Source organism: Deltaproteobacteria bacterium (assembly GCA_003696105.1).
Taxonomy (GTDB): domain Bacteria; phylum Myxococcota_A; class Polyangia; order Haliangiales; family J016; genus J016.
The window spans coordinates 1-10,842 of record RFGE01000240.1 but is presented as its reverse complement, the minus strand read 5'-3'; the positions used below and the strand labels follow the sequence as shown (position 1 = coordinate 10,842).

At 77.6% G+C, this 10,842-nt stretch carries 8 protein-coding genes; 5 read left to right on the top strand and 3 right to left on the bottom strand.

The window, feature by feature from the left end:
* A partial coding sequence (locus D6689_15675) for a serine/threonine-protein kinase PknK (GenBank protein RMH39786.1) occupies nucleotides 1–2,563 on the bottom strand: 2,563 nt, incomplete at its 3' end.
* A gap of 136 nt (nucleotides 2,564–2,699) precedes the next feature.
* Here D6689_15675 and D6689_15670 point away from each other — a divergent pair.
* Both D6689_15670 and D6689_15665 read left to right on the top strand, forming a co-directional pair.
* Nucleotides 2,700–3,095 carry a DNA-binding response regulator gene (locus D6689_15670; GenBank protein RMH39785.1) on the top strand — a complete coding sequence of 132 codons (396 nt, stop codon included), beginning with the start codon at nucleotides 2,700–2,702 and terminating at the stop codon, nucleotides 3,093–3,095.
* 616 nt (nucleotides 3,096–3,711) lie between these two features.
* A complete protein-coding gene (locus D6689_15665) occupies nucleotides 3,712–4,650 on the top strand; it encodes a hypothetical protein (protein ID RMH39784.1) in 939 nt (312 codons plus the stop codon).
* Between the two features lie 94 nt (nucleotides 4,651–4,744).
* On the opposite strand, the gene D6689_15660 is transcribed toward D6689_15665, so the two are convergent.
* Entirely contained in the window at nucleotides 4,745–5,902 is a 1,158-nt protein-coding gene (locus D6689_15660) for a HEAT repeat domain-containing protein (protein RMH39783.1), read from the bottom strand.
* Between the two features lie 10 nt (nucleotides 5,903–5,912).
* Between D6689_15660 and D6689_15655 the strand changes: the two genes are divergently transcribed.
* The 3 genes from D6689_15655 (at nucleotide 5,913) to D6689_15645 (ending at nucleotide 7,896) form a co-directional block, all read left to right on the top strand.
* A complete protein-coding gene (locus D6689_15655) occupies nucleotides 5,913–6,533 on the top strand; it encodes a hypothetical protein (GenBank protein RMH39782.1) in 621 nt (206 codons plus the stop codon).
* Nucleotides 6,530–7,429, top strand: a complete 900-nt coding sequence (locus D6689_15650) for a hypothetical protein (protein RMH39781.1) — start codon at nucleotides 6,530–6,532, stop codon at nucleotides 7,427–7,429. The genes D6689_15655 and D6689_15650 overlap by 4 nt, the downstream gene beginning before the upstream one ends.
* A gap of 65 nt (nucleotides 7,430–7,494) precedes the next feature.
* Nucleotides 7,495–7,896 (top strand): integration host factor subunit beta, encoded by a 402-nt coding sequence (locus D6689_15645; GenBank protein ID RMH39780.1) that lies wholly within the window; start codon nucleotides 7,495–7,497, stop codon nucleotides 7,894–7,896.
* Nucleotides 7,897–8,015: 119 nt separating this feature from the next.
* On the opposite strand, the gene D6689_15640 is transcribed toward D6689_15645, so the two are convergent.
* Nucleotides 8,016–10,721: a hypothetical protein gene (locus D6689_15640; GenBank protein ID RMH39779.1), complete on the bottom strand. Its 2,706-nt coding sequence runs from the start codon at nucleotides 10,719–10,721 to the stop codon at nucleotides 8,016–8,018.
* Nucleotides 10,722–10,842: the final 121 nt, after the last annotated feature.

Below are 10,842 nucleotides of genomic sequence, written 5' to 3'. Positions count from 1 at the left end.
GTGCGCGGGTCCACAGCGGCGAGCGCGGCCGCGGCGGGCGGCCGCGCAGCGCGCCGCGCGCGACGAGGCGGTCGATGCCGGCGGCCGGGTCGAGAACGTGCAGCGGATCGCCGGCCGGCAGGTGGGCGATGGCCGCGGCGACCCGCTCGGGGGAGATCGGCGCGCCGAGGACGGCGCACAGCTCCGCGAGGCCGACGAGCGGCGCCGGCAGGCCGCGGCGGGCATCGGCGGCGACGCGGGCGAGCAGCCGGTCCGGCCCCGCGGTCGCCGAGTCGCCGCCGTCGATGCGGTCGGCGGCCAGCTCCCAGCCGTCGCCGGCGGCCGCGCGGCGGATCGCGCCGCGCGCGTGCGCGCCGCGCGCCAGTTCGACCAGGTGGGCCGGCACGCCGCCGGCCAGCTCGCACAGCGGGGCGAGCGCGGCGTCGGGCACTCGCGCGGCCGGGCGCAACAGCGCGCGTAGCAGCGCGCGGGCATCCCGGTCGCCGAGCGGCTCGATGACGAGGCGCTCGCAGCGCGCGGCGCGGGCACCCCAGCGGGGCGCGACGTCGTCGAGCGCCGGGTCCGCGGCGATCGCGACGGCGAGCTGCGCGCCGCGGTCGCCGGCGGCGAGGTCGAGCGCGTCGAGCACGGCCGGGTCGGCGTGGTGGGCGTCGTCGACGAACACGGCGAGCGGCGACCGGGAGGCGCGCGCGGCGACGGCCGCGGCGAGGGCGCGCGCAAGCGCCGGCCGCAGGGCACCCGGCGCCGCGGTCACCGCGGCGACGTCCGGGTCGCCCGCGCCGCGGACGCCGAGGGTGTAGGCGAGCGCGGCGCGCGCCGGCGGGGGCGGGTCGGCGCCGGCGGCGCGCCAGGCGCGGTCGAGCGCGGCGTCGTCGGCCGGCTCGTCCGCGCCCAGGTCGAGCGCGGCGCGGGCGAGTTGGCGCGCGAGGTCCTCTGGATCGGCGCCGGAGGCGGGGCGCGCGCGCAGTCGGACCACCGTGGCCCCCGCGTCGGCCAGGCGCCCGGCGAGCGCGTCGAGCGCGCGGGACTTGCCGACGCCGCGGCCGCCTGCGAGCACCGCGCACGCCGGCAGGACGCGCAACGCCGCCGCGGCGCGATCGAGCAGCGCGTGGCAGCCGACGAGCGGCGGCGGTTCGGGCGGCGCGGACGGCGGCGTCACGCCGGCGGGCGTCGCGTAGCCGTCGCGCGCGGGCCGTAGCTCGTCCGCGTCCACCAGCGCCGCCGCGTCGCGCGTGATCGCGACCGCCGCGTCGGGGGCGGCGGCGTGCCAGGACTCGGCGCCGGCGACCGCCGCGCCGGCGACCCTCGGGCCGCGCGGCGTCCCCGCGACCCGGGCCGCCGCCGCGTGCACGACCACCGGACCGGCCGGCGCGAGCGCGTCGACGCACGCGCGCGCCAGCGCGATCGCCGCCCGCACGCGCGCCGCCGGCGTGTCGGGCGCGGTCACGGCGAGCACCGCGAGCGCGTCCCCGGCGCGCGCCACGACCGCTCCGGCGCCGGCCGCCACGGCCGCGATGCGCGGCAGCGGCGCGTCGCTGTGCAGCGCCACCAGGGCGACCGGGTCGCGGGGGCGCGGGGCGGCCGCGCCGTCGCGCCGGCCGTCGCCCGCCCGCCGGGCCGCCCCGGTTCTCGGGGTGCGCGCGGCCGCGCGGACGGCGGCGGCGAGGCGCTCCGCGAACGCGGCCGCCGACTCGGGCCGGTCCCCGGGACGCTTGGCCAGCCCCACCGCGAGGACCGCGTCCACCTCGGCCGGCAGGCCGCACGCCGCGGCGATTGGCGGCGGCCGGCCGGTCGCGTGCCCGTGCCGGATCGCCACCGGATCGCCGCAAAACGGCGGGTGCCCCGCGAGCAGCTCGTAGGCGATCGCCGCGACGGCATACACGTCCGCCGCCGGCCCCGCGGTCGCCGCGCCGCCCCACAACTCGGGCGCCATGTAATGGGGGGTGCCCAGCGCCTCGCCGGTGGCGGTGAGCGTCGGGTGCGGCGCGTCCGCCGGCGCGCCCGGCTCGGCGATCGCGCGGGCCAGCCCGTAGTCGATCGCGCACGCGCGTCCGCCCGGTCGCAGCAGCAGGTTGTCGGGCTTGAGGTCGCGGTGGACGAGGCCCGCGGCGTGCATCGCCGCGACCGCGTCGGCCACGGCGGCGATTTCGGCGAGCGCCGCCGCGATCGGCGCGCGGTCTCGCCGCGCCATCCGGTCGGCCAGCCGGTCGCGCCCGGCGTGTTCCATCGCGACGTAGCGCCGCCCGTCGCGCGCGCGGCCGTCGGCGAGCCAGCGCGGGCCGAACGCCGGCGTGACCGCGCCCCGCAACAGCGCCGCCTCCCGCGCGAGCCGGGCTTCGGCGCCGGGGCGGGCGACCTTGATCGCGACCGGGCGGCCGGAGTGCCGGTCGCGGGCCTCCCACACGACGGCGAAGCCGCCCGCGCCGAGCAGCCCGTCCACGTCGAATCCGGGCACGGTCGGAGCCGGCCCGGCGTCGGTCGCGCCGCGCGCGGGCGCGCGGCGGCCGCAGCGCGGGCAGAGGGCGCCGGCGGCGACGCGGTGGTGGCAGGCGAGGCAATGCACGGTGCGGCTGTGGCCCGCGCCGCCACACCGGAGCCGCCGGTGTGGTCGATGCGGCCACGCCGGGTAGCTACCGCGCGGCGTGGGCCGCGGACTGGAATGTACATCACTGGCACGCGGCTCGCATCGACGGCGCGGCATGGCACCTGCGCGTTCGACCGTTCGAGCGTCCGGCGCGGCCGGCGCCCCCGGCGCCGGGGCGACCGGCGACTGCGTCACCGTCGTGATCGAGGCCCCGGCGGCGCGCGGCGGCGCCCAGCGCGTGCGCGTCGCCGTCACCGGCAGCCAGGCGCGCCGCATCCTGTCGTATGCGCGACGGTTGGATGGCACGGCGCGCGATCGGCCGCGCCTGGCGCCGCGCGAGCGGCAAGTGCTCGACGCGTTCGCGCGCGGCCTCGCGTACAAGGAGATCGCCGCCGAGCTCGACATCAGCGTCGACACGGTCCGCTGCTACGTGCGGTCTCTGTATCGCAAGCTCGGCGCGCACAGCGTCACCGAGGCGATCGACCGCGGGCGTCGCCTCGGGTTGTTGTAGGTGCATTCGCCAGCGCCGGCTGTCGGCACCGGCGCAGGTCGATTGCATCGACAACGGTGAGCGCCCGGACCCGAACGTGGTCCGGGTGGCGGGCCGGGTGGACGCGGCGTGCGGCGGGCGCGGCGGGCGGACGCGGCGTGCCCCATGGGCCGGGTGGACGCGGCGTGCGGCGGCGGGGCGGGCGGACGCGGCGTGCCCGACGGGGTGGGCGAACGCGGCGTGCGGCGGGCGCGGCGGCCGCGGGCGGCCGCCGGGCGCCCCGGGCGGCTCGGGCCGCGTCGTCGCGAACGCGCGCCGATCCGTTCGGGGGAGCCGTCCGCGCTCCCGGCCGCGATCGCTTCGGACTACGGTTGCCGGCAGCCGACGACGACGTGGGCGTTCGCCGGGGCCGGGGCGCCCCGGCGGACGTCGACGGCCCGGCCGGTGTCGGTGTGGCCGCACTCGTCGGGCGCCGGCACGATCGCGAAGCAGGTGCCGGCGCCGCCCGCGCCGCACGGGGCCGCGGGGACGGTGTGTCGTCGCGCGTCCGGCAGCCGGATCGCGCCGGCGCGTCTCGCCGGCGCCGCGATGTCGAGCGCGATCCTCGGTGGCGGACCGCCGCAGTCCTCATTAGAGTGTGCGCGTGCCGGCGTTCTTTCACTGGGTCGGGTCGCTGCGCGAACCGGACGGCGCCGCGCGCCGCGCGCCGGTGACCTACCGCGGCCTGTGGCGGCGCGTGGCGGACGTCGCCGGCACAGGTGCGGCACACGTCGATTGCATCGGCAACAGTTCTGGCGGCGAGCCGCTGTGGGCGATCACCGTCGGGCCGGGCCGGCCCGACGTGCTGGTCCTCGCCGGATTGCACGCGATGGAGCACGTCGGGCCGGCGACGGCGGTCGCGTTGATCGAGCGCGCGGCGGCGGGCGAGGGCGTCTGGCCGCGGCGGTCGGTCACGGTCGTCCCGATCGCGAACCCGGATGGGTTCGTGGCGTGCGAGCGCATGGTCGCGCGCGGCGGCCGCCGGTTTTTGCGCCGCAACGCCCGCGGCGTCGACCTCAACCGCAACTTCGCGGTCGGCTGGGACGATCGCTACGTGCTCAACCGGGTCGTGCGCCCGGTGTTCGCGCCCGGGCCGGCGCCGCTGTCGGAGCCGGAGACGCGCGCGATCGACCGCCTCGCCGCGCGGCTGCGCCCGCGGGTGGCCGCGTCGCTGCACGCGTTCGGCGAGGTCATCTACTGGCCGTTCGCGAGTACGTCCGACCCGCCGCCCGACGCCGATGCGTTCGAGCGGATCGCGCGCCGCATGGCCGCGGCGCAGCCGGGGCGCGGCTACAAGTGCATGCAGCTCGGCCGGCGGTCGCGGCTGTTCAAGGCGTGCGGCGCGGAAATCGACCACCTGTACGCGCGCTACGGCACGCTCGCGTTCCTGATCGAAATCGGCGCCGGGCCGCGGTTGCGCGCGCCCGCGACCTGGTTGTCTCCGTACCGCTGGTTCACCCCGCCGGAGCCGCAGTTCGGCCGCGACGTCCGCGCGGCGCTGGCGGCGCTCGACGCGCTCGGCGCGTGCGCGGAATAACGGAGTGCCGCGCGCACCGGGGGGCGCCCGCCCGCGTCCGCTGTCGCGAACCCGTCGCGGTGCCGGCGGCGTCGGCCCGCGTCGACACGGACTGCTAGTTGCGCAGCTCGCGCTGCAGGTACGCCATCAGATCCTGGCGCATCGATTTGGCAGCGTTTTCGAGCGCCTCTTTGCGCAGTTGCGGCTCGTACGCGGTCTTGAACGTCTTTTTCGGAACCTGCACGGTCGCGCCGCCGGTGAGAAACGACAGCAGCCGGCCGCGCCGGTTGGACACCGCGAGGCGCACCTCGCACACGATCTCGACCCACGGGCCGCGCACTCGCCGGTTGAAGTTCGTGATGGTGACGTCGACCGCGAAGTGGCGCGCGCCGGATTCGACCGCGCTGCGCTCGTCGAGCGTCACCTCCGGAGACCGCTGCAACTCGTCGTGGAGCAGGCTGCGCATCGTGTTCGCGGTCCACACGCGGTGGCGCTTCGACGCGCGGCGGCGCGACTTGTCGGTGACGCTCTTTAGTTGCACGTACAGCGTCGGTGCCGGGGCGAGGGACGGGCGCTCGCGCGGGGCGACCCGGATCGACTGCGCCCGCGCGCGCCGTTCGCGCTCGCTGAGCGCGCCGCTGGCGACCTGCCGTCCGCTCTGCGCGCGGTCGATGCGGGCCAGCGCTTCGCGCGCGCGCTTGCGCACGGAATCCTCGGGATCGGCCGCGGCCTTGCGCAGCGCGGGCACGGCGCGCGGGTCGCCGATGTAGCCGAGCGCGGCGGCGGCCACCGCGCGCACCAGCGGGCTCCGGTCGCGGCGCAGCGCGCGCACCAGCGGGCGGACCGCGCGCCGGTCCTTGAGCCGGCCGAGGGACACCGCGGCGCTGATGCGCACCTTCTCGCGGCGCGACGATGCGAGGCGCGCCGACAGGTCGGCGATCTCGTCGGCGGCCGCGAGCGCCGGAAACGCCGCCAGCGCGAGCCACGCGGCGATCGCCGCGACGAGCGCGCGTGCGCGTCGCGACCGCGCGCGCTCCGACCTCCAGCCGACCGTGTTGACGAAAACTCTGTTCAAATGGGCACCCGCACGACCTGCCGAGCTGCGGCAGCGATCGGTCGCGCGACCGATCGCTGTTCTAGTCTGTGGGCTCGACGCGCCGTTCGTCAATGTAAGAAACACCCCGACCTCCGACCATCGAGCGGACCACGACCGCGCGGCGCGGCGGCCTCGCGCCTGCTGGCGGTTGCTGACAGGCGTGGGCCTCGCGCGCATACAATAGGGTATGACCGACCGGACCGCGCCTTCCGCGTCGCGGCGCCGCGGCGCGGCCTCGGCGGACGCGCACGCCCTGGCCGGCGCGTTGCGCGAGCTGGCCGAGCGCTACGCGTGGCTCGAACGGCACGCGATGGATCCACCGGGGCGCACTCCGGAACGGCGCGACGGGATGCGCAGGTTGTCGTCGCGGCATCCCGGCGCGCTGCGTGAACTCGACGCGATCGGCGTCGACGGCGTTCGCCGCCGCGCGGAGGCCGTGCGCGCGGCGCTCGCGCGCGCGGAGGCCGGCGAACCGGTCGACCTCGCGGCCGACCTGGCGTTCGCTCGCTGCGCGATCGCGCTGGTCCCGCGGTTGCGCGACGTGCTCGCGATCAAGCGCCGGATCGCGACGGCCGGCGTCGACGTGCGCGCGCCTGCCGGCCGAGCGACGTTGCGCGCGTGGTACCATCGGCGCACGGGGCGCGACTTGCCGGACGCCAGGATCGACGAGATCGCCTCGCCGCCGGGCGGGCAGGTGCAACAGCTCGCATACCGCGACGCCGCGCGCGAGTTGGGCCTGACAGTGGACCGCCTCAAAGCCATCCTGTACCCCCGCGCCGGCGAGCGCGCCGAGCGGTCGACGCCATGACCTCGCCGCGCTCCGCCGACCCGTTTTGGACCGACAAGCGCGCGCGCGCCGCCGCGATCGGCGGTGGCGTGGTGCTGTTCGCCGGCCTGTGGCTGGCCACCTTCCGCTACGATTTCGAGGTTCCGCCGCGGCCGCCGAAGCCGAAGCCGACCGCGATTTCGGCGGCGCGATTCTCCGAGAGCGTCGACCGCAACCCGGCCGCGTGGGCAGCCTACCTCGAGATGGACGCGCGCACGTACGGCGTCGCGCAGCCGACCCCCGCCGACATGGCGCAGGTGTTTCCGTATCGGAGCGACACGCAGCGGCACGTGCTCGATCCCGCCGACGACGCCCACCGCGCGGTGGAGGTGGCCGGGTTGCGGCTCGAGGCGTCGATCGCCGAGCAGCCGGGCCGTCCGGAGCGTGCGCTCGTACTGCGCATCGAGAACCGCACCGACGCCTTCGTCGCGTATCGCGTCGTCACTGCGCCGACGCGCGGCACGCAACACTGCATGCGCAAGCTGCATCTGGCCCACAACGCGCTCGCGCTCGAGCCGCGCGGCGTCGCGGTGCGCAGCGAGTGCCTGTACCGCGACGGCCTCAAGCTGGCGATCAAATCGGTGGAGACGATGGCGATTCCGCCGCTTTCGTACTTCTACGTGAGCCGTCTGTTTCCGCCACAGGTGGGCTACGACCGGCGCGTCGTACAGGGGCACAAACCGCCGCGCGGCGACGAATGCCGGCTCATTCTGCCCGCGGTGATCACGAACGGCATCCGGTCGGGGGCCGTCACGTGGCGCGATCTGATCGACTTCTACGCGCGCCACCGCTGCGACACCTACACATTTCCTATTGGTTACAAGCACTTCGAGCGCCCCGAGCAAGTGCCGCTGCCCGCGGCCGGCGCGCGCCGGTGACTTGCGCGCGGGTCGGCGTTCCGATAGAGTGTGAGCACTTTTGCACACTTAGGAGAACCCGCGCGATGAGCAGCACCGTCACCAAGTCCGAGCTGATCGACCGCATCGCCGACAAGCTCAAGATGCCGAGCGCCAAGGTCGAGCAGCTCGTCAACACGATGTTCGACGCGATGGTCGGTGCGCTGCAGCGCGGGGAAGGGATAGAAATCCGCGGTTTTGGCAGCTTCACCGTGCGTCATTACAAGGCGTACGAGGGCCGCAATCCGCGGACGGGCGAGCCGGTTCACGTCGCGCCGAAGCGGCTGCCGTTTTTCAAGGTCGGCAAGGACCTGCGCGAGCGCATCAACGCGCGGTTCCAGGCCGAGCAGGCCGAGCGGGCCGGGGCGACGCGCGATGGCGCGCCGTCGGCCGAGCCCACCGCCGCGGACGGTGCGGTTGCGGACGAGCCGCGCGGGCCGCGGTGGTGATCTCCGGCCGGAGCGGGCCGCGCGGGGCGGATACCGAGCGCGCCATCGCCGGCGCAACGTGACGGCCGGGCCGCCGGGGCCGCCGCGCGCGGGGTTCGCCGGCCGAGCTGCCGGCGCCGTCATCCGCGGAGCTTGACGACCCAGCCGGCGGCGCCGTCGACGAACACCCGGTCCCCGGTGCGCAGCGCTCGGCGCGCGCCGGCGCAGCCGACCACGCACGGCACGCCGAGTTCGCGCGCGATCGCGGCGCCGTGATCGAGCAGGCCGCCATGGGCCGCGACCACCGCGCGGGCGCGGCATAGGAGCACGGCCATCGCGGGCGTGATCGTGTCGGCCACGACGATCGCGCCGGCGGGCAGCTGTGGGATCGCACCGAGGTCGGAGACGACCACCGCGACGCCGCGCGCCCGGCCGCCGCAGCCGCGGCCGCGCCACGCCCAGCCGGCGACGGCGGGCGGCGACGCGAGCGGGCGCCCGCCGCGCACGGCCAGCGGCATGGCGAGCCCGCGCTGGCGACGCATCTGCGCCCGCGCGGCGGCGGCGGCGGCCGGGTCGACCTCCCCGCGGGCGGCGGCGTCCAGCGGCACGAAGAACGCGTCGTCGCCGCGGCCGAGCGCGAGCAGCGCGCGGCGCACCTGCCACTGCGCGCGCGCAAACAGTCGGTCGTCGAGCTCCGCCACGTCGGCGGCGGCGCGCGCCTCCGCCAGCGCCGCGTCGAACGCCGCGCGCGCGCCCGGCGGCAAGCGCGCGCGCACGCGGCGCTCGGCATCCCGCGCGGCGGCCGCGGCGCCGGACCGGCGCGCGGCGGCGATCGCGGCGTCGAGCAGATCCGGCCGCTCGCCGTACGTCGGCACTGCCACGTCCCATGCCGGCGCCATCGGCGCAGCGACGGCCTCCAGCGCGCGGCGAGGCAAGCGGCCCTCGGCGACGGCGACCAGCAGCGACTCGAGCCGCGCGTCGCTCGGCGCGCCGAGCAGCACGTGCGCGAGCGCGTCGGCCTCGTCGGGGCCGACGTGCTCGGCGAGCAACGCGGGCAGCGCGCGCCGCGCGGCGCGCAAGCCCGGCGCGAGCCGATCGTTGTAGATGCGATAGACGGCTTCGTAGGTGGCCAGCGCCGACGCGACGGTGTCGCCGGTGCGCTCCAGTTCGCGCTCCATCGCGTCGAGCGCGCCGACGTCGACCGCGGGGCGCGCCGCGACGTCGTCCGGGCGGTCGGCCGCGTACAGATAGCCCGCGACGACGCGCAGGTCGCCGCGGTTGACGCGGTCGACGAGCCCGATCTGAGCCGGCGACAGCGGGTCCGGGTTGTGGGTGACGTCCCACCGCCAGGTCGTGTCCGGATCCGCCGCGGAAAACGCCCACAGCGCCGGGTCGGGGCGCGCCGCCGGCACCGGCGCCGGAATCGGTCGCGCCTGCACGATCCACAGCCGGTCCCCGCAGCGCAGCCACTCGATGTCGACGCCGTCGCAGCCGAGCGCTCGCTCGGCCGCGCGCGCGAGTCGCATGAGCGGGTCGCCGGCGTCGCGGTCGACCTCGAGCCAGGCGCCGCCGGCGCGCTCGACGAGCGCGCGCGGGGCGGCGGGGTCGTCCGGCAGGCGCGAGTAGAGGGTGCCGCGCTCGTCCGCGTGCAGATAGGGTTGGACGACCACTGCCACCGCGAGGTCCGACGGCGGCAGCCCGCGCGCCTCGAGGTACGCGGCGACGGCGGGCGAATCGGCCGACGCCCACACGCGGCGCACCGCGCCTTCCAAGTCCTCCGGCGCGACGTCGAGCACGCTGTCGAACAGCCCCGCCGCCGCCCCGCGCGGGCCGTCCTCGACCGTCGCCGACGACCGCACCGCGAGCCGCCCGCGCAGGTCGACGCGCGGGACGGTGCGCGCGCGGTACGCCGCGGCGGTCAGCACGACGCCGGGCGGCACCGGCAGGCCGGCACGCAGCAGGCGTTCCAGCCCCGCCGCCTTGCCGCCGACGACGGCCGCGTCGTCGACGCCGCTGCCGAGCGAGACGACGTGCGGGATCGTGGCGCCAGACGTCACGCCGACAGGATAGCCGGCGCGCGGGGGTCCGGCGGCCCGAGGGAGCGGGCCCCGCCCACCGCGCGCGGCCGATCGTCCCCGAGCCTCCCGTCGCGCGCTCTCCGTCGTCGCGGCCGACGACCGCGCGTCCGGTCGTCCCGCTTTACCGGCGCGGGCAAACCTGGTAACGCGTCGGCCGTGTGGTTCGTCAACCGAGCGGCCGCCGCGGTGGCCGAGGCGCTGGCGGGATCCGGCGGCCCGGTGGTCGTCGTCGGTGCGCCGCGCCTCGCGCGGGCGCTGGCGCGCGCCGGCCTGCCGGTCGTCGCGGTCGCCGAGGCGCGATCGCGCCGGCTGCAGCGGTGCGGCGCGCCGGCGGTGCGCGCGCGCGCCGGCGCGCTGCCGGTCGCGCCGGGCCGCGCGGCCGCGCTGGTCGCCGCGGCGGGGACCGGCGACTGGCGTGCGTGCGCCGGCGAATGGGCGGCAGCCGTCCGCGACGAGGGGCGGATTGTGGTCGTCGCTCGGGGGGCCGCCGAGGATCTGGCCGCGTGGGCGCTCGCCGCGGGTTGGATGGCGATCGAACAGCGCGCCGCCGGCGGCGCCGTCGTCACCAGCGGGCGCGTGTGCGTCCTGCCGGCATGACCCGCCGGGGTCCGGCGCGGCCGCGAGCGCGAAAAAACCGGGTCGAGGAGCGCGCCGGGAGGGCGGTCCGCGCCGCGCTCCTCTCGCCCGGCGACGCCCGCCATGGTCGCGGCACCTGCCCGCGCGGGCAAGTTTTCGGCGTGCGGGGACCAGCCGCGGTGGAGCCTCCACGGGAACCATGAGTTCTCGTGGGGGGCTCGACCTGCCTGGTCACCCGCCGCTTTGCCCAGCGCCCGTTCTGTCTCGAGTCCACCGCGTTCACGAACCAGGTCGTCGCGTACGCGACCGAGAT